Source organism: Streptomyces sp. NPDC107498 (assembly GCF_055582805.1).
In genome coordinates, this window is record NZ_JBVJPE010000012.1 from 24,009 (window position 1) to 42,255 (window position 18,247).

The 18,247-nt window shown below is 73.0% G+C and carries 20 protein-coding genes; 10 read left to right on the top strand and 10 right to left on the bottom strand.

Annotated elements, in window-relative coordinates:
* Window positions 1–54 precede the first annotated feature (54 nt).
* The 3 genes from ACZ66Z_RS21650 to ACZ66Z_RS21660 all read left to right on the top strand — a co-directional run bounded on the left by ACZ66Z_RS21650 (window position 55) and on the right by ACZ66Z_RS21660 (window position 2,151).
* Complete coding sequence (locus ACZ66Z_RS21650; RefSeq protein ID WP_469936288.1) at window positions 55–927, top strand: AraC family transcriptional regulator; 873 nt, start codon at window positions 55–57, stop codon at window positions 925–927.
* A 178-nt stretch (window positions 928–1,105) separates the two neighbouring features.
* Window positions 1,106–1,846, top strand: a complete 741-nt coding sequence (locus ACZ66Z_RS21655; RefSeq protein ID WP_469936290.1) for an AzlC family ABC transporter permease — start codon at window positions 1,106–1,108, stop codon at window positions 1,844–1,846.
* Window positions 1,843–2,151: an AzlD domain-containing protein gene (locus tag ACZ66Z_RS21660; RefSeq protein WP_469936292.1), complete on the top strand. Its 309-nt coding sequence runs from the start codon at window positions 1,843–1,845 to the stop codon at window positions 2,149–2,151. The genes ACZ66Z_RS21655 and ACZ66Z_RS21660 overlap by 4 nt, the downstream gene beginning before the upstream one ends.
* Before the next feature lie 66 nt (window positions 2,152–2,217).
* On the opposite strand, the gene ACZ66Z_RS21665 is transcribed toward ACZ66Z_RS21660, so the two are convergent.
* Window positions 2,218–3,147: a hypothetical protein gene (locus tag ACZ66Z_RS21665; RefSeq protein WP_469936294.1), complete on the bottom strand. Its 930-nt coding sequence runs from the start codon at window positions 3,145–3,147 to the stop codon at window positions 2,218–2,220.
* 79 nt (window positions 3,148–3,226) lie between these two features.
* Here ACZ66Z_RS21665 and ACZ66Z_RS21670 point away from each other — a divergent pair, with 79 nt between their 5' ends.
* From ACZ66Z_RS21670 to recX, 5 genes are all read left to right on the top strand, one after another.
* Window positions 3,227–3,421 carry a DUF3046 domain-containing protein gene (locus tag ACZ66Z_RS21670; protein WP_041662943.1) on the top strand — a complete coding sequence of 65 codons (195 nt, stop codon included), beginning with the start codon at window positions 3,227–3,229 and terminating at the stop codon, window positions 3,419–3,421.
* 297 nt (window positions 3,422–3,718) lie between these two features.
* Entirely contained in the window at window positions 3,719–4,834 is a 1,116-nt protein-coding gene (locus ACZ66Z_RS21675; protein ID WP_469936603.1) for an AI-2E family transporter, read from the top strand.
* A 335-nt stretch (window positions 4,835–5,169) separates the two neighbouring features.
* Entirely contained in the window at window positions 5,170–5,976 is an 807-nt protein-coding gene (locus ACZ66Z_RS21680) for an SGNH/GDSL hydrolase family protein (RefSeq protein ID WP_469936296.1), read from the top strand.
* 272 nt (window positions 5,977–6,248) lie between these two features.
* Window positions 6,249–7,385, top strand: coding sequence for a recombinase RecA (gene recA, locus ACZ66Z_RS21685; RefSeq protein WP_469936298.1), 1,137 nt, complete (start codon window positions 6,249–6,251; stop codon window positions 7,383–7,385).
* A gap of 4 nt (window positions 7,386–7,389) precedes the next feature.
* Window positions 7,390–7,956, top strand: coding sequence for a recombination regulator RecX (recX, locus tag ACZ66Z_RS21690; RefSeq protein ID WP_469936300.1), 567 nt, complete (start codon window positions 7,390–7,392; stop codon window positions 7,954–7,956).
* 199 nt (window positions 7,957–8,155) lie between these two features.
* Here recX and ACZ66Z_RS21695 read toward each other — a convergent pair whose 3' ends face one another.
* From ACZ66Z_RS21695 to ACZ66Z_RS21730, 8 genes are all read right to left on the bottom strand, one after another.
* The gene (locus tag ACZ66Z_RS21695) at window positions 8,156–8,563 is read right to left on the bottom strand and encodes a rhodanese-like domain-containing protein (RefSeq protein WP_469936302.1); all 408 of its coding nucleotides are present in this window, start codon (window positions 8,561–8,563) and stop codon (window positions 8,156–8,158) included.
* Entirely contained in the window at window positions 8,560–9,120 is a 561-nt protein-coding gene (locus ACZ66Z_RS21700) for a cupin domain-containing protein (RefSeq protein ID WP_469936304.1), read from the bottom strand. Before ACZ66Z_RS21700 ends, ACZ66Z_RS21695 begins: the two co-directional genes overlap by 4 nt.
* Before the next feature lie 107 nt (window positions 9,121–9,227).
* Window positions 9,228–9,314 (bottom strand): putative leader peptide, encoded by an 87-nt coding sequence (locus ACZ66Z_RS21705; RefSeq protein ID WP_311307652.1) that lies wholly within the window; start codon window positions 9,312–9,314, stop codon window positions 9,228–9,230.
* Between the two features lie 32 nt (window positions 9,315–9,346).
* Entirely contained in the window at window positions 9,347–11,023 is a 1,677-nt protein-coding gene (locus ACZ66Z_RS21710; protein WP_469936306.1) for an FAD-dependent monooxygenase, read from the bottom strand.
* Window positions 11,024–11,245: 222 nt separating this feature from the next.
* A complete protein-coding gene (locus ACZ66Z_RS21715; RefSeq protein WP_469936308.1) occupies window positions 11,246–12,136 on the bottom strand; it encodes an amino acid ABC transporter permease in 891 nt (296 codons plus the stop codon).
* A complete protein-coding gene (locus ACZ66Z_RS21720) occupies window positions 12,133–12,807 on the bottom strand; it encodes an amino acid ABC transporter permease (protein ID WP_469936310.1) in 675 nt (224 codons plus the stop codon). The genes ACZ66Z_RS21715 and ACZ66Z_RS21720 overlap by 4 nt, the downstream gene beginning before the upstream one ends.
* Window positions 12,808–12,928: 121 nt before the next feature.
* Window positions 12,929–13,750 (bottom strand): glutamate ABC transporter substrate-binding protein, encoded by an 822-nt coding sequence (locus ACZ66Z_RS21725; protein ID WP_469936312.1) that lies wholly within the window; start codon window positions 13,748–13,750, stop codon window positions 12,929–12,931.
* Between the two features lie 54 nt (window positions 13,751–13,804).
* Window positions 13,805–14,590, bottom strand: a complete 786-nt coding sequence (locus ACZ66Z_RS21730) for an amino acid ABC transporter ATP-binding protein (protein ID WP_469936314.1) — start codon at window positions 14,588–14,590, stop codon at window positions 13,805–13,807.
* Between the two features lie 283 nt (window positions 14,591–14,873).
* Here ACZ66Z_RS21730 and ACZ66Z_RS21735 point away from each other — a divergent pair, with 283 nt between their 5' ends.
* Together ACZ66Z_RS21735 and ACZ66Z_RS21740 are read left to right on the top strand one after the other, a co-directional pair.
* Window positions 14,874–15,587 carry a response regulator transcription factor gene (locus ACZ66Z_RS21735; RefSeq protein WP_469936316.1) on the top strand — a complete coding sequence of 238 codons (714 nt, stop codon included), beginning with the start codon at window positions 14,874–14,876 and terminating at the stop codon, window positions 15,585–15,587.
* A gap of 21 nt (window positions 15,588–15,608) precedes the next feature.
* On the top strand, window positions 15,609–17,015 hold the full coding sequence (locus tag ACZ66Z_RS21740) for a sensor histidine kinase (RefSeq protein WP_469936318.1): 1,407 nt from the start codon (window positions 15,609–15,611) through the stop codon (window positions 17,013–17,015).
* Window positions 17,016–17,025: 10 nt separating this feature from the next.
* Here the strand turns inward: ACZ66Z_RS21740 and ACZ66Z_RS21745 are convergent, their stop codons facing one another.
* Window positions 17,026–18,024, bottom strand: coding sequence for a TAXI family TRAP transporter solute-binding subunit (locus ACZ66Z_RS21745; protein ID WP_469936320.1), 999 nt, complete (start codon window positions 18,022–18,024; stop codon window positions 17,026–17,028).
* Between the last annotated feature and the right edge of the window lie 223 nt (window positions 18,025–18,247).

The window sequence follows — 18,247 nt, forward strand, 5'->3', positions numbered from 1 at the left end:
GACCTGGGGGAATCCCCGTCGTCGCGTGGCGTCGGAGGGGCGCAGAATGGGGGAATGGCCAGGGGCACGGAGAAGGACGGCGCGAGCGGGGAGCGGGCACGGTACTGGCAGTACGCCGAACTGCCCGGGGTCGACCTGCTGCACGCCCACTACGTCCGCAAGGCCTTCGCCCGGCACACCCACGAGTCCTTCGTCTTCGCCGCCGTCACCGAGGGCGTCGAGGCCTTCCACTACCGTGACGAGCTCGTCCACGCGGGCCCCGGGCAGATCGCCCTGGTCAACCCGGACACCCCGCACACCGGGCACGCGGCCGTGCCCGAGGGCTGGACCTACCGGACGATCTACCCGGACGCGGAGATCGTCCGGTCGATCGCCGCCGACACCGTCGCCCTGCGCGGCGAGGCCGGCTTCACCTCGCCCGTCGTCGACGACCCGTACGCCGCACAGCTCGTCGTCGGCGTCCACCGGGCCGCGGAGGAGGGCAACGCGCTCGCCGCGGACAGCCTCCTGCGGCTGGTCACCGCCCGGCTGCTGCGCAGCCACGGCGGGATCGTCACCCCGCTCCCGCCCCGCTCGGCGGGCGCCCGGAACGCGGCACGCGCGCGTGACGTCCTGGAGGCCGGGATGGTCGAGCCGCCGACCCTGGAGCGGCTCGCCTCCGACCTCGGCACCAGCCCGTTCGCCCTGCTCCGGGCCTTCCGCGAGGCGTACGGGATGCCTCCGCACACCTGGCTCACCGACGCGCGCGTACGCCGGGCCAGACAGCTCCTCGACGCGGGGACGCCCCCGGCGGAGGCGGCCGCAGCCGTCGGCTTCACCGACCAGTCGCACCTCAGCCGGCACTTCACCCGCAGCGTCGGGGTGCCGCCGGGCGCCTACCGGCGCGCGCGGGGCACGGGGCGACACACCCCGCGGACCGGCACGTGAGCGCCGGCGGGCGGCTCCGCAGGCCGGCATGAGGGGCGGCGGGCGGCTCCGCAGGCCGGCGCGTGAGCGTCGGGGGCCGGGCCCCGCAGGTCGGCGCGCGAGGATCGGTGGGCGGCTCCGCAGGGCGGTGCAAGAACGTACAAGACCGGGCCGGCACCGGCCCCGTAACGTCCCTGACGTGGCAGAACAGACAGCACCCCCCGTCATACGCGACGACGTCCCGGACAAGCCCGACGCGGCCGTCGTCCGTGACGCGCTCGGTGTCGGCGTCGCCGTCGGGCTCTCCGGCTTCGCCTTCGGCGTGACCTCGGCGGGCTCCGGCCTCAGCGTCCTCCAGACCTGCGTCCTCAGCCTGCTCGTCTTCACCGGCGCCTCGCAGTTCGCGCTGGTCGGAGCGCTCGCCGCCGGCGGCAACCCCTTCACGGCCGCCGCCGGCGCCTTCTTCCTGGGCACCCGCAACGCCTTCTACGGGCTGCGGCTCTCCCAGCTCCTCGCCCTGCCGAAGGCCGTCAGGCCCTTCGCGGCGCACTGGGTGATCGACGAGACCACGGCCGTCGCGCTCCCCCAGCCGACCCGCCGGGCCGCCCGGATCGGCTTCACCGTCACCGGCCTCGCCCTGTACGTCCTGTGGAACCTGACCACGCTCCTCGGGGCCCTCGGCGCCGAGGCGATCGGCGACACCGCGGCCTGGGGCCTCGACGCCGCCGGCCCCGCCGTCTTCCTGGCCCTGCTCGCCCCCATGCTGAAGTCCGCCACCGAGCGCGCCACCGCCGGGATCGCCGTCCTGCTCGGCCTCGGGCTGCTGCCCGTCCTGCCCGCGGGCGTCCCGGTCCTCGCCGCCGCCCTCGCCGCGCCCGCCGTGCTCTGGGCCCGGGGTCGGCGCACCGCCCCCACCGGACGAGAGGAGGACCCCCGATGAACGTCTGGATCGCGATCGCCCTCACCGCCGCCGGGTGCTACCTCGTCAAGCTCCTCGGCCTGCTCGTGCCCGCGGGAGCGCTGGAACGCCCGCTCGTCCGGCGGCTCGCCGCCCTGCTCCCCGTCGCGCTCCTGGCCGCGCTCACCGCCCAGCAGACCTTCAGCGCGGGCGGCGACCTCGTCCTGGACGCCCGGGCCGCCGGGCTCGCCGCGGCCGCCGTCGCACTCGTCCTGCGCGCGCCCTTCCTGGTCGTCGTGGGCGCGGCCGTCGCCGTCACGGCGGGGGTCCGGGCCCTGGGCTGGTGACGGCGACGGCCGCGCCCCTCCGCCCCGCGGCGGGCCCGCCGCAGGGCCGGGCCCGGCCGTCCCGCCTCAGTTGATGGCGCGGCCGTGCGCCCGGAGGGTCCGCAACGCCTCCACGGTGGCGATCGGGCGCCACTCCAGGGCCGAGCCGGGCGCCCAGGCGTCCCGGCGGGACGGCCAGCCGCCGTCCTCCCGCTGGTCGGCTTCGAGCCGGTCGAGCGAGCGGGCCATCTCCGCGTCCGTGAACCAGCGCCCGGCGAGCGAGTCCGGCACGCGCGCGTAGTCGTGCGGATGGAGGACCTCGCCGGGCGCGTACCCGTCCGCGACCGAGTGGTCCTCGGGCTGGTCGGGGTCCAGGACGACGAGCCGCCGTTCACGGACGAGCCGTCCGAGCCGGTCGGCGGCGGCCTCCGCGCGCGGGCGGTCGGGAGCCCCGTCCAGGAAGGCGACGGCGGCCTGGATCTCGTACGGATGCGACTTCTCGAGCGACTCCACGGCCGACCAGCAGAACTCGGTGGCCCGGAACAGCCACGCGTGCCACACCTGGTTGCGGTGCAGCACGCCGACCACCGGGCCGGTCGAGAGCAGCGCGCTCGGCGGGGAGTCGACGACCGGGAGGAAGGGCGCCGAGGGGTAGCCGCGCTGGGAGGGGTGGATCGCCGGAAGCGCCCCGTCGTGCGTGGACACCTCCGTGAGGTAGCGGCAGATCCGCTCCACGCGCAGTCCGCCGCAGCGGCCGATGCTGTCCAGGACCCGCAGCCCGTGCGCGGTGTGCAGGGGCTGGCTCACCGGGCCGCGCAGATCCGGTTCGAGGGCGTGTCCGTAGCCGCCGTCCTCGTTGAGGTACGCCGTGAGGGCCGTTTCGACCTGGTCCGGGCCACCGCGCAGGAAGTGGTAGGCGAACCGGCGCTGTTCGAGGACGCGGGCCGTCAGCCAGACGAAGCGCTCGGCGCGGGCCAGGGGAGTCGAGGGCGGGGCAGGGAGGGGTTTTTCGGCCATGCTCCGACCGTAGGGCGGAAAGGCGCGGTGACAAGGCCTGCGGAGCGGGCTGCACTCTTCGGAGCGGGATACTGGATTCATGCGGTTGACGATTTTCTGGGAACGGATGGCCGACCACTTCGGCGCGTCCTACGCCGAGTCCTTCGCGCGCGACCACGTGATGGCGGAGCTCGGGGGCAGGACGGTACGGGAGGCGCTGGACGCCGGCTGGGAGGCGAAGGACGTGTGGCGCGCCGTCTGCGCGGCCGTCGACGTGCCGGCCGACAAGCGGTGACCGGAAGACGAACCGCCGGGTGACCGCGGGGGATCTCGCGGGGGTCCCGGGTGGAATGTCCGCGCGGTGCGCGAGACTGGCGGGGTGGCCCCGACTGACGACACCGACAAGACCGAACCGAACGACGTGCCCGACGTGCCGGAAGCCTCGGGCGCGACGGCTTCCCCGGAGCCGGTGGCCGGCGGGACGACTCCCCCCGCCCCGGAGCCCGTCGCGGGCGGAACGGCCTCCCCGGGCCCGGCTCCGGCCCCCGCGCCGTCGGAGGCGACGGCCGGGCCGACCGCCGGGTCCGCGCGGATGCCGCGCTGGCTGCCCCGCGCGCTCGTGCTCGCCCTCGCGCTCTACGCCGTCTTCCAGCTGGGCAACTGGGCCTTCCACCAACTCGTCGGCCTGCTCGTCAACATCCTGCTGGCCTTCTTCCTCGCCCTCGCCATCGAGCCGGCCGTCGGACGCATGGCGGCGCGCGGCATGCGCCGCGGGCTCGCCACCTTCTTCGTCTTCTTCGCCGTCGCGGTCTTCGGCCTCGGCTTCGTCGTCCTCCTCGGCTCGATGCTGGCCGGCCAGATCGTGGACATGGTCGAGAACTTCCCGAAGTACCTCGACTCGCTGATCAACTGGATCAACCAGAACTTCCACACGGACCTCTCGCGCGTCGAGGTCCAGGACAGCGTCCTGAGCTCCGCCTGGCTGCAGAAGTACGTGCAGAACAGCGCGGCCGGCGTCCTCGACGTCTCCGCCACCGTCCTCGGCGGCCTGTTCCGGCTCCTGACGATCTTCCTCTTCGCGTTCTACTTCGCGGCCGACGGGCCCCGGCTGCGCCGCGCGCTCTGTTCCGTCCTGCCGCCCGCCCGGCAGGCCGAGGTGCTGCGGGCGTGGGAGATCGCGGTCGACAAGACCGGCGGCTACCTCTACTCGCGCGGGCTGATGGCCCTGATCTCGGGCGTCGCGCACTTCGTGCTCTTCGAGATCCTGGGCGTGCCGTACGCCCCGGCGCTCGCCGTGTGGGTCGGCCTCGTCTCGCAGTTCATCCCGACCATCGGCACCTATCTCGCCGGCGCCCTGCCGATGCTGATCGCCTTCACGGTCAACCCCTGGTACGCGCTGTGGGTGCTCGGCTTCGTCGTGGTCTACCAGCAGTTCGAGAACTACATGCTCCAGCCGAAGCTCACCTCGAAGACCGTGGACATCCACCCGGCGGTGGCCTTCGGCTCGGTCATCGCGGGGACGGCCCTGCTCGGAGCCGTCGGCGCGCTGATCGCCATCCCGGCCGTCGCCACCCTCCAGGCCTTCCTCGGCGCTTACGTGAAGCGGTACGACGTCACGGACGATCCGCGCGTCCACGGCCACCGGAGGTACGGCGAGGCGGTCGTGGCCCGGCTGCAGAAGGCCCTGCACCACAAGAAGGAGTCCTGAGGCGACGGCGGGGACCGCGGGCCCAGAGGTACGAGGGGCCCGCCACCCGGTGCCGGGAGGTACGAGGGGCCCGCCACCCGGTGCCGGGAGGCGGGCCGGATCCATCGGGCCGACGGGCCCGCCCGTACGGCACGCCCGTGAGGCGCGGCACGGCGGACTCGCGCCCGTGCGCGGTGAACAGCGCGGCCACGGCCATGGCGAGCAGGACGGCTCCCGCCGTGAGGGGGCGCTTTCCGATGTTCTTCACCGAGTTGGTTAGTAAAAAAAGCGACTATGGTGGCGGGATCCGCGCAGGGCCCGGGCGGCGCTCGGGCGGTCGAGGGAGGGCGGGATCCATGTCGGACGGTACGGGGTTCACGGCGGACGGCGCGTTTCTGCGGTACGTCGCGCTGGGGGACAGCCAGACGGAGGGGCTCGGGGACGGCGACGACACCGTGGGACTGCGCGGATGGGCGGACCGGCTCGCGGAGCTGCTCGCCCGCGAGCGGTCCGACGTGCTCTACGCCAACCTGGCCGTACGGGGCCGTCTCTCCGGTCAGGTCCGCGCCGAGCAGCTCGGCCCCGCCCTCGCGCTCCGGCCGGACCTCGCCACGGTCGTCGCCGGCGTCAACGACCTGCTGCGACCGCGCTTCGACGTGGACGCGACGGCCGGGCACCTGGAGGCGATGTTCGCCGCGCTGACCGCGCAGGGGGCCCGCGTCGCCACCCTCACCTTCCCCGACGTCGGCCGGATCACCCCGCTCGCCCGCCCCCTCGGGCCCCGCGTCGAGGCCCTCAACGAGCGGATCCGCGCGGCCTCGCGCCGGCACGGCGTCGCCGTCGTCGAGGCCTCCCAGCACCCCGTCGTCACCGACCCCCGGCTGTGGAGCCCCGACCGGCTGCACGCGGGCCCGATCGGTCACGCGCGCATCGCCGCCGCCGTCGCCCACGCGCTCGCGCTGCCCGGCTCCGACGACTCCTGGACCCGCCCCCTGCCCCCACAGGCCCTTCCCGCGGGCCTCGGCGCGGTGGCCGCCGAGCTCCGCTGGGCCGGGTCCTTCCTCGGCCCCTGGCTCGGCCGGCGCCTGCGCGGCCGCTCGTCCGGCGACGAGCGCCGTGCCAAGCGTCCGGAGCTGCTGCCGGTGACGGCCGGCCCCCGGTAGCCTCGCGCCGCCGGGTGCGAGGGACGTGCGGGGCGGGTCGCTGGAGGGGGTGGCGGGAAGGGGCGCGGCCCTCCCGGGGGCTCCTCCGGAGACCGCGTGGCACGCTTGACACTAAAATCGAACATCCATTCTCATGGAAGCCCGACCCTTGGAATCACGGGCTTGTCGCCGGGTTGTCCACAGGGCGGAGGGGACGTCGGGGCCCATTGTCAGTGGCAGGGGTTAGCGTCTTTCACATGAAGCGATCGACTCAAGCAAACCGGGTGGAACCCATGGCAGGAACCGACCGCGAGAAGGCGCTCGACGCCGCGCTCGCACAGATTGAACGCCAATTCGGCAAGGGCGCCGTGATGCGTATGGGTGACCGCACCCAGGAGCCGATCGAGGTGATCTCGACCGGATCCACCGCCCTCGACGTCGCCCTCGGCGTCGGCGGCCTGCCGCGCGGCCGTGTCGTGGAGATCTACGGACCGGAGTCCTCCGGCAAGACGACCCTGACCCTGCACGCCGTGGCCAACGCCCAGAAGGCCGGCGGCCAGGTCGCCTTCGTGGACGCCGAGCACGCCCTCGACCCCGAGTACGCCAAGAAGCTCGGCGTCGACATCGACAACCTCATCCTGTCCCAGCCGGACAACGGCGAGCAGGCCCTCGAGATCGTGGACATGCTCGTCCGCTCCGGCGCTCTCGACCTGATCGTCATCGACTCCGTCGCCGCGCTCGTCCCGCGTGCGGAGATCGAGGGCGAGATGGGCGACTCGCACGTGGGTCTCCAGGCCCGTCTGATGAGCCAGGCCCTCCGGAAGATCACCAGCGCCCTCAACCAGTCCAAGACCACCGCGATCTTCATCAACCAGCTCCGCGAGAAGATCGGCGTGATGTTCGGCTCGCCGGAGACCACGACCGGTGGCCGCGCCCTGAAGTTCTACGCCTCGGTGCGCCTCGACATCCGCCGCATCGAGACCCTCAAGGACGGCACGGACGCGGTCGGCAACCGCACCCGCGTCAAGGTCGTCAAGAACAAGGTCGCGCCCCCCTTCAAGCAGGCCGAGTTCGACATCCTCTACGGCCAGGGCATCAGCCGCGAGGGCGGCCTGATCGACATGGGCGTGGAGCACGGCTTCGTGCGCAAGGCCGGCGCCTGGTACACGTACGAGGGCGACCAGCTCGGCCAGGGCAAGGAGAACGCCCGCAACTTCCTGAAGGACAACCCCGACCTCGCCAACGAGATCGAGAAGAAGATCAAGGAGAAGCTGGGCGTCGGCGTCCGGCCCGAGGCTCCCTCGGCCGAGCCGGGTGCGGACGCGGCGGGCGCCGCCGACGCGGCCGGTGCGGACGACGCGGCCAAGAGCGTCCCGGCCACCGCCGGCAAGACCGCGAAGGCGACCAAGGCCACCGCGGTCAAGAGCTGAACCGGTGACCGGTCGCACCGAATGGCCGGGTGACAGCCCCGACTCGTCGAGGGCCGAGAAGGAGCTGTCACCCCAGGATCCGGCTGAGCGGGCGCGCGCGATCTGCCTGCGCCTGCTCACCGGGACCCCCCGCACGCGCAAGCAGCTCGCCGACGCGCTGCGCAAGCGGGAGATCCCCGACGAGGTGGCGGAGGAGGTCCTCTCCCGCTTCGAGGACGTCGGTCTCATCGACGACGCCGCCTTCGCGGGGGCCTGGGTGGAGTCCCGTCACCACGGCCGGGGCCTCGCCCGCCGGGCGCTCGCCCGGGAGTTGCGCACCAAGGGGGTCGAACCGACCCTCATCCAGGAGGCGGTGGACCAGCTCGACTCCGAGCGGGAGGAGACCACGGCGCGCGAGCTCGTGGACCGCAAGCTGCGCGCCACCCGCGGCCTCGACCGCGACCGGCGCCTGAGACGGCTCGCGGGGATGCTCGCCCGCAAGGGATACCCCGAGGGCATGGCCCTCCGTGTCGTCCGCCAGGCGCTGGAGGCCGAGGGCGAGGACACGGACGGCCTGGACGAGACCTTCTGAGACGAGACCTTCCGAGACGAGTGCTTCTGAGGCGGGTCCTTCTGACGCGGGGGGACAGAAGGACCCGTCAGGACGTGCGCGAGCGACGGAAGGCTCCTCGGCCGGTGGTCGGCCGGCCGATCGACCCGCTGGCTGATCGGCCGACCCGCCGGCCGATCGACCGACCTGCCGGCCGAGGAGCAGCGGGTCGAGGCGGGGCTCAGGTGGGGGTGGTCGGGGGGAGGACCGGGAGGCCGGCGGACTTCCAGGCCTGGAAGCCGCCGATGAGGTCCGTCGCCCGGTGCAGGCCCAGGCGGCGGAGGGAGTCGACCGCGAGGGAGGAGGCGTAGCCCTCGTTGCAGAGGACCACCACCCGCAGGTCGTGGCTGTCGGCCTCCGCCGCGCGGTGGCTGCCCAGTGGGTCGAGCCGCCACTCCAGCTCGTTGCGCTCCACGACCAGCGCGCCCGGGATCAGGCCGTCCCGTTCCCGCAGGGCCGCGTAGCGCGTGTCCACCAGGAGTGCGTCGCCCGCCTCGTGCGCCTCGTGGGCGGCCCGGGGCTCGATCCGGTCGATGTTCGACCTGACCCGCTCCAGGAGTTCGTCGATGCCCACCCGTTCCTCGCTCACTGCCAGTCCTCCGGACGCTCGACCTGCTCCAGACGGAGCACCGCGCCCGTCCGGCTGAACCGCCGGATCAGCGGGAGCGGCGGATAGTAGGCGTGCACCGACACCGCGTGGGCGTCCGGGGACTCGTTGAGCACCTCGTGCACATGGTGGCGGCCGAAGGCCCGGCCGGTGCCCTCCGACAGCCGCCGGGAGCGGTCGAGGCCGTCGGCGAGCTCCAGGGTCTTCCAGCCGCTCGCCGGCAGCCGGACCGCGAGCGCGTTCTCGGTCAGCGCCCCGCGGGCGGTCGCGAAGGCGCCCAGCGACTCGGCGTGGTCGTGCCAGCCGGTGCCGGTGCCGGGCGGCCAGCCGATGAGCCAGGCCTCGCTGCCGCCGGGGCCGTCGAGCCGTACCCAGGTACGGCCCCCGGGGTCGAGCGGCAGGGAGTCGACGAGTTCCCGGTCGGCGGCCGTGCGCCGGACGAAGTCGAGGAGTTCGGCCGAGGTCGGGGCGGAGGCGGAAGAGGGCGAGAGGGAGGGGGAGGGGAGGGCAGGGGGAAGGGGGGAGACGTGCTGGGGCACGGATGACCGTCCTGGGGTTCGCGGAAGAACGCGCGACGGCACACGGCACAGGCACACGGCACGGGGACGTCCGTCGCCGGCGGGGCGCGCGCGGGGAAGGGGCGAGGTCAGCAGGACGGGCGACACACGCAGCCCGCATAGCGGAGGAGGTCCATATGGACCCTCCGCCACAGGCGCACATCGGTGTCGGTCACGCTCCGGAGTACACCATGCGCGCCTGCGGGAATCAATGCATGTCCGCCGTGCGGTCGCTCTCCACGGACACGGCCGCGGCCTCCTCGGCGGGAGTCCCCTCGTCGGCCGGGCCGCCCCGGGTCGCGTCGGCCGCCGCGTACAGCTCCTCCGGACGGACCCCGGAGAAGGAGGCGACGAGGTGCCCGTCGGGCCGTACGAGCAGGACGGTGTGGGCGGCGGCCCCCGGATAGCCCTCCGTCACCAGGACCTCGGCCTTCACCGGCAGTGCCTGGACGGCCTCTTCGAGCCGGGGCATCACCCCCGCGGTCCGCCAGTGGCGCCGGTCCCAGACCCCGGTGCCGGGCGCGACCAGGAGGACCAGGAGGCGGCCCCGGCCGAGCCGGTCCCGGAGCCGTACGGTCGTGCCGTCGGGGGCGGTCACGCGGACGTCCTCGACCGGGGCGCCCGCCGGCGTGCCGACGGGCGCCTGCCCCTCGGTGTACGGGGGCGCGAGGGGGGAGTGGGGGTACGCCGGGGGCGCGCCGAGCGGGCCGCGCCCCACGTGGCCGTCGGTCAGCAGGGCGTCGTGGCCGCGCGCGGTCCCGGGGAGGTACGTGCGCAGGCCCCCGCCGCCGCGCAGCACCGGCAGCGACTGGTCGGCGGCGCGCAGCCGGGTCGCGACGGCCGTCCGCCGCTCGCTCTGGTAGCTGTCGAGCAGCCGGTCGGAGCCGCCGTGGTGCCAGGTGTGGGCGAGCTTCCAGGCGAGGTTGTCCACGTCCCTCAACCCCTCGTCGAGGCCCTGGGTGCCGACCGCGCCGAGCAGGTGCGCCGCGTCCCCGGCGAGGAGGACCCGGTCCACCCGCCAGCGACGGGCGAGCCGATGGTGGAGGGTGTGGACGCCGGTGTCGATCAGTTCGTACGGGGGCGTCACGCCGTCGCACCAGCCGGCGAGGGTCTCGCGGATGCGGGCGATCAACGCGTCCGGGGTGACCAGGTCGCCGCGGGGCGGCAGCAGCCAGTCGATCCGCCACACCCCGTCGGGCAGCGGACGCGCGGTGATCTCCTCGGCCGCGCCGCGCCACGGGGGCTGACGGTGCAGCAGGGCCTCGCCGGGCCAGGGGAGTTCGGTGCGGAGCGCGGCCACGGCGTGCCGCTCCACCGCGGTGCGGCCGGGGAAACGGATCCCGAGCAGCTTGCGCACGGTCGAACGGGCTCCGTCGCAGCCGACGAGATGGCTGCCGCGCCACCAGGTGCCCTCCGGGCCGCGCGTGTGGGCGACGACCCCGTCCCGGTCCTGTTCGACGGTGTCGAGCCGGGAGTCGGTGACGATCCGGATCAGCTTCTGCCGGGAGACGGCGTCGCGCAGTCCGCGGGCCAGGGCGTGCTGGGGGATGTGCAGCGGGGCGGCCGGGGAGGCGGGCGCGTCGGGGTCCTCGGACCACTCCTCCGTGCCGCCGAGTCCCAGGTCGAGCGCGATCCGGCGCACCTCCTGGCGGCGGCGCACGCCGCGCCAGCCGATCCAGCGGACGCCCTCGTCACGGAGGGTCGTGCAGCCGAGCCGCTCGACCGTCGCGGCCATGTCGGCGCGCAGGACGACGCTCCGTGCCGGGCGGGACTCCTCCTTGCCGGTGCCCTCGTCGAGGACGACGCTGGGCACGTCCTGCGCGGCGAGCGCGAGGGAGAGCGCGAGGCCGACCGGCCCCGCACCCACGATGATCACCGGGTCCACGGCGCGGCTCCTGAAGGCCGGACGGTCATGAGGGCAGCACAGCTGAGTGTGGCACGAGCCCGGTGGTTGATCACAGACCGTATGCAACCCACTGAGGATGCCCGCGTCAAGCGACGGGGTGGGCGCGGTGCGGACGACCTCGGATCGGTGCCGCTCCGGCCCGTCCCGGACGGTCCACGGAGGCGCCCACGGGCCCCCACAGGCCCGGGGCGCCCTCCGGAGTCAGGCGCCGCTGACGGCGTCCGACTTCACCTCGGTGGCTCCCGCCTGGGCGGGGAGAGTCACGGAGGGGGACTTCCTGCCCCGCCTCAGTCGCTTCTCCAGACGGCCCGCGAGGCCGGTGAGGAGGGAGTTGAGGGCGATGTAGACCAGGGCGATGACCACGAGGGTGGCGATCGTGTTGGCGCCGTAGTTGGCCGTGATCTGCCGGTTCTGGCTGAGCAGCTCGCCGAAGCCGAGCAGGGCGCCGCCGAGCGCGGTGTCCTTGACGATCACGACGAGCTGGCTGACCAGGGCCGGGAGCATGACGGTCACGGCCTGCGGCAGCAGGACGTACAGCATGGTCTGGCCCTTGCGCATGCCGAGCGCGACGGCCGCGTCGCCCTGGCCCCGGGGCAGGGAGACCACGCCGGCGCGGACGACCTCGGCGATGACGGAGGCGTTGTAGAGCACCAGGCCGGTGACGACCGCGTACAGCGGGCGGAAGTCGGAGCTGACGGTCGTGAACTCCCGGTAGGCCTGGTTGGCGAACATCATCAGGAGGAGGACCGGGATGGCGCGGAAGAACTCCACGAGGGCGCCGACGGGCACCCGTACCCAGCGGTGGTCGGAGAGCCGGCCGATGCCGAGGGCGGCGCCGAGGGGCAGCGCGATCACGATGGAGAGCGCGGCGGCCTTGAGGGTCTCGGTCAGGCCGGGCAGCAGATACGTCGTCCAGACCTCGGAGTCGGTGACGAACGGGCTCCACTTGTCCGCGTCCAGCTGGTTCTTGTCGGCGAGGGCGGTGAGCACCCACCAGACCGCCAGGGCGAGGACCGCGAGGAAGACGATCGTGTAGACGACGTTGCGCCGCTTCGCGCGCGGGCCGGGAGTGTCGTACAGGACGGAGCTCATCGCTTCACCGCCAGTCGCTTGGCCGCCCAGCCGAGGACCAGGCCGGTGGGGAGGGTGAGGACGATGAAGCCGAAGGCGAAGATCGCGAAGACGGCGAAGAGCGCGTCGGTCTCGTTCTCCAGCATCGTCTTCATCAGGAGCGACGCCTCGGCGGCGCCGATCGCGGCCGCCACGGTGGTGTTCTTGGTGAGGGCGATCAGGACGTTCGCGAGCGGGGTCACCGCGGCGCGGAAGGCCTGCGGGAGGATCACGAGACCGAGGACCTGGGTGAAGCTCATGCCCAGCGCGCGGGCGGCCTCGGCCTGGCCCGGCGGCACGGTGTTGATGCCCGAGCGCAGCGCCTCGCAGACGAAGGTGCCGGTGTAGGCGACGAGTCCGAGGACGGCCAGCCGGAATCCGATGTCCTCGGAGCGGTCCGCGCCGAGCGAGATGAGCAGGGTCTGGTTGAGACCCAGCAGACAGGCGACGAGGACCACCGTCAGCGGAGTGTTCCGGACGATGTTGACGTACGCGGTGGCGAAGCCCCGCATCAGCGGGACCGGGCTGACCCGCATGGCGACCAGAGCGGTGCCCCAGACCAGCGAGCCGATCGCCGAGTAGAGGGCGAGCTGCGCCGTCACCCAGAAGGCGCCGAGCAGGTCGTACTGCCCGGAATCAAGAAAGTCGAACACGATGCCCCGCGCTCTCCCCTGGTGGTCGGTCGGTGTGGAGGCCGCCGCGTGGGCGGCGGCCGGTGCCGGTGCGACGGCCGCCCGTGCGCGGGGCGGCCGTCACGGCGTCAAGCGGGGTGGATCAGTTCTCGACCTTCGGCGCGGGCTCGTACTGGTAGCCGGAGGGGCCGAAGTGCTGCTTGACGAGCTTCTCCCAGGTGCCGTCGGAGACCATCTTCTCCAGCGCCTTGTTGATCTTGCCGCGCAGCTCGTCGTCGCCCTTCTTCAGGCCGATGCCGTAGTTCTCGTCGCTCATCTTCAGGCCGACGAGCTTGAACTTGCCCTGGTGCTCCTTCTGCGAGGCGTAGCCCGCGAGGATCGAGGCGTCCGTCGTCAGGGCGTCGACGGCCTTGTTCTCCAGGCCGGTGAGGCACTCGGAGTAGCCGCCGAGCTGCTGGAGGTCGGCCTTCGGGGCGAGCTTCTCCTTGACGTTCTGCGCGGAGGTCGAGCCGGTGACCGAGCAGAGCTTCTTGGAGTTGAGGTCCTCGACCTTGGTGATCGACTTGTCGTCGGCGCGGACGAGGAGGTCCTGGTGGGTCAGGAAGTACGGACCCGCGAAGTCGACCTCCTTCTTGCGCTTGTCGTTGATCGAGTAGCTGGCGACGACGAACTTCACGTCACCGTTCTTGATCAGGTTCTCGCGCTCGGCGCTGGGCGCCTGCTTGAAGTTGATCTTGTCCTCGGAGTAGCCGAGCTCCTTGGCGACGTAACGGGCGACGTCGACGTCGAAACCGGCGTACTTGCCGTCCGGGGTCTTCAGGCCGAGGCCCGGCTGGTCGAACTTGATGCCGACGTTGATCTCGTCGCCGTTGCTGCCGGAGTCGGAACCGCCGCCACAGGCGGTGGCGGTCAGGGCGAGGACGACGGCGGCCGCGGCGGCGGCGGAGGCGCTGCGAAGCTTCATGGTGGAAAGTCCCTTGAGTAGGCGTGAGTTGGGAAGACTAGGTCGTCCACCCGCTCAGTGGTGAAGGATTTTGGACAGGAAGTCCTTAGCCCGGTCGCTGCGCGGATTGCTGAAGAACTCCTCGGGCGTCGCCTGCTCGACGATCTTTCCGTCGGCCATGAAGACGACCCGGTTGGCGGCGGAGCGGGCGAAGCCCATCTCGTGGGTGACGACCACCATCGTCATGCCGTCCCGGGCCAGTTGCTGCATGACCTCCAGGACCTCGTTGATCATCTCCGGGTCGAGGGCCGAGGTCGGCTCGTCGAAGAGCATGACCTTCGGGTCCATCGCGAGCGCGCGGGCGATCGCCACGCGCTGCTGCTGACCGCCGGAGAGCTGAGCGGGGTACTTGTCCGCCTGGGTGCCGACGCCGACCCGGTCGAGCAGGGCCCGGGCCTTGGCCTCGGCGGCCTTCTTCTCCGTCCTGCGGACCTTGATCTGGCCCAGCATCACGTTCTCGAGCACCGTCTTGTGCGCGAAGAGGTTGAACGACTGGAAGACCATGCCGACGTCGGAACGCAGGCGGGCGAGCTCCCTGCCCTCCTGCGGCAGCGGCTTGCCGTCGATGGTGATGGTGCCGGAGTCGACGCTCTCCAGCCGGTTGATCGTGCGGCACAGCGTCGACTTGCCGGACCCGGACGGTCCGATGACGACCACGACCTCGCCGCGGGCGATCGTCAGATCGATGTCCTGGAGGACATGCAGCGCGCCGAAGTGCTTGTTCACGTCGGACAGTACGACCAGGTCGTCCGCGGCACGCGGGGTGGCCTCGGGACTCTTGGACACTGACTCTCCGCTCATCGGCCTCTTGCTCCGTCCTCCTCGGTTGGGGAGGACACTAGAGACCCGATGTGACGAGCGTCATCACATCTGAGCGGAAATTGAGGATAACGATCCGGCTGCGCACGGACACGGCGCGTGAAGGCGGCGCCCGTGCCGTACCGGCTGCATAACGGAAACGGCGGCGTCACCGGGGGACACTTGACTGTGACACCCGTGTTCGGTGTTCATGCCCTGGTGGCACCTGGTACACAGAGAGCCGCCATCGGCACATCACGACGGAATCTTCACGGAGGAGGTACGCATGCGACTGCTGCTCGTCGAGGACGACGACCACGTCGCCGCCGCCCTCTCCGCGATCCTCGCGAAGCACGGCTTCACGGTCACGCACGCCCGCAACGGCGAGGAGGCGCTCCAGGCCGTCCTGCCCACCGCCCAGGGCGAGCGGCCCTCCTACGGGGTGATCCTGCTCGACCTCGGCCTGCCCGACCAGGACGGCTACCAGGTCTGCGGCCGCATCCGGAAGCTCACCACCACCCCGGTGATCATGGTGACCGCGCGCGGAGACGTGCGCTCCCGGATCCACGGGCTCAACCTCGGCGCCGACGACTACGTCGTCAAGCCCTACGACCCCGGCGAGCTCCTCGCCCGCATCCACGCCGTCAGCCGGCGCAACACCGGGGCCGAGGAGACCGGCGGCACCACGGGCGCCGCCGAGGGGACCGTACTGCGGCTCGGCCCCGTCACCATCGAGCTGCCCACCCGCCGGGTCAGCGTCGACGGCGAGAGCGTCCCGCTCACCCGCAAGGAGTTCGACCTGCTCGCCCTCCTCGCCCAGCGGCCCGGCGTCGTCTTCCGCCGCGAGCAGATCATCAGCGAGGTCTGGCGCACCAGTTGGGAGGGGACCGGCCGCACCCTGGAGGTGCACGTCGCCTCCCTGCGCTCCAAACTGCGGATGCCCGCCCTGATCGAGACCGTGCGGGGCGTCGGCTACCGCCTCGTCGCCCCCGTCGCGTGACCCTTCCCGGACGGTCCTGACGTGCGCACCCGACTCCTCCCGCTGCTCATCGTGCTGATGGCCGGCGTGCTGCTGGCCCTGGGCTTCCCGCTCGCCGCCAGCCTCGCCGCGTCCGAGCAGCAGCGGGTCGTCGTCGACCGGCTCGACGACGCCGCACGCTTCGCCGCCCTCGCCCAGTTCGTCGGCGAGACCAGCCCCGGCACCGACGAGCGGCGCACCACGCTCAGCGGTGAACTCGCCAGCTACCACGACGTGTACGGCATCCGCGCCGGGATCTTCTACCGCGACAACCGCGCCATGGCCGCCGCCCCCGAGGACTGGGTCGTCCCGTACGAGGGGGAGGGCAGGCGCGCCTTCAACGAGGCGCTGCTCGGGCGCCGCAGCCACGACCCGCCCCAGGTCTGGCCCTGGCAGGGGGGCGCGCGGCTCACCATCGCCTCCCCCGTCGTCCGCGACGGGGACGTCGTCGCCGTCGTCGTCACCGACTCGCCCACCGGACAGCTCCGCTCCCGCATCCTGCGCGGCTGGCTGCTGATCTTCGCGGGCGAGGCCGCCGCGATGCTGCTCGCCGTCGGCGCCGCCTTCCGGCTCACCGGCTGGGTGCTGCGGCCGGTCCGCGTCCTCGACGCCGTCACCCACGACATCGCCACCGGGCGGATGAACTCGCGCGTCGCCGCCACCGGCGGACCGCCCGAACTGCGGCGCCTCGCGCGCTCGTTCAACGAGATGGCCGACAACGTCGAGGAGGCGCTCGAACAGCAGCGGGCCTTCGTCGCCGACGCCTCCCACCAGCTGCGCAACCCGCTGGCCGCGCTGCTCCTGCGGATCGAGCTCCTCGCCCTGGAGCTGCCCGAGGGCAACGAGGAGATCGCCTCCGTACGCACCGAGGGCAAGCGCCTCGCCCAGGTCCTCGACGACCTCCTCGACCTGGCGCTCGCCGAGCACGCGGCGGCCGAGCTGCGGCTCACCGACGTCGGCGCGCTCACCGCCGAGCGGGTCGCGTCCTGGCGTCCGGTCGCCGAGGACAAGGGCGTCACGCTGACCGGGGAGTGCGGGGCGGTCACCGCCTGGGCGGACCCGGTGGCCCTCTCCAGCGCCCTCGACGCGGTGATCGACAACGCGCTGAAGTTCACCCCCGCCGGGGAGGAGGTCGCGGTCACGGTCGTCCCCGACCGGTCGACCGTCGCCGTGGTCGTCGCCGACCACGGGCCGGGCCTCACCGAGGAGGAGCTCGGCCGGGTCGGCGACCGCTTCTGGCGCTCGGGCCGGCACCAGAACGTCAAGGGCTCGGGCCTCGGCCTCTCCATCGTGCGCGTCCTGCTGACGGCCGGCGGGGGAGACGTGGGCTTCGCCCCGAACGAACCGCACGGCCTGCGGGTGACGGTCACCGTTCCCCGGCACGCCCCCGCGGAACGGGACGCGCCCTAGGACCCCGGCGTCAGGGCTTCACCGACCGGTAGTAGCGGCGGGCGCCGTCGTGGAGATTCAGGGGGTCGGTGTAGACGGCGGTGCGCAGGTCCACCAGCTGGGCCGGGTGGACCCGGCGGCCGATCCCGTCCCGGCTCCTGATCACCGTGCGCGTGAAGCCCTCGACCAGGTCGTCGTCGGCGTCCACCGTGGTGACCAGCAGGTTCGCCACCGCCAGGGTCTCCACCGACAGCCCGTCCTGCGCCTTCGCGTACGCGTCCGCCGGGATCACCGCCGACCGGTAGTACCGGGTCGAATCGCCGACGTCGTGCAGCCGGTCGACCAGCTGCGCGTCCAGCGGGATCAGCCGGACCGGGAAGCGCTCGGACAGCGTCTGCACCGCCTGGGTGGGCAGCCCGCCCGACCAGAAGAAGGCGTCGAGCTCGTCCCGCTGCAGGAGCCCCGGCATCGTGTCGATGCCCGCCGAGACCGGCTCGACGTCCCGGTCGGGGGTCAGGCCCGAGGCCGCGAGGACCCGGTCGGCGATCAGCCGGACGCCGGACCCGTCCTGGCCCACCCCGACCCGGAGCCCGCGCAGGTCCTGGACCCTCTGCACCGGGGAGCCCTTGCGCACGACGAGCTGGACGTAGTCGTCGTAGAGCCGGGCGCAGCCGCGCAACCGCTCGAAACCGGGTCTGCGCTCGCGCTGGTACTGGGCCACCGCGTCGGCCGTCGCGATCGTGAAGTCGGCCTCGCCCGTGGCGACCCGGGCCAGGTTCTGCTGGGAGCCCTCGCTGTCCTTGAGCGTTATCGACACCTCGGGCAGGTCCTGCGCCAGGGCGTTCCTGAGGAGGTCCCCGTACCGCTGGTAGACGCCGGTGGGGACGCCCGTACTGAAGGTGACCGAGCCGCTCGGGGCCGGGGAACCGAAGGGGACGAGCCACCACACCAGCACCCCGCACAGCGCGAGCAGCGCGGCCGAGACCGCCAGGACACGGCGGCGGGCGGCACGGGAGAGCGAGGGGAGCATGCAGCGATCCTGCCAGCTCACCGCCGTCCCTGGCCAGGCTCGCCGGTGCGGGGGCCCGGACCCGGCCCCCCCGGCGGCCCCGAGTGCGCTCCGCCGAAGCGGTGAGGGGGTCCGTCGGCACGCGGTGCGCCGTGTGTCCTGCCGGGGTGCCGGGGCTCCGGCGGTTAGCGTCGGAGCACGCTCGGTGATCTTGAGGACAGTCCCCGTCCGCCCCTGGCCCCCC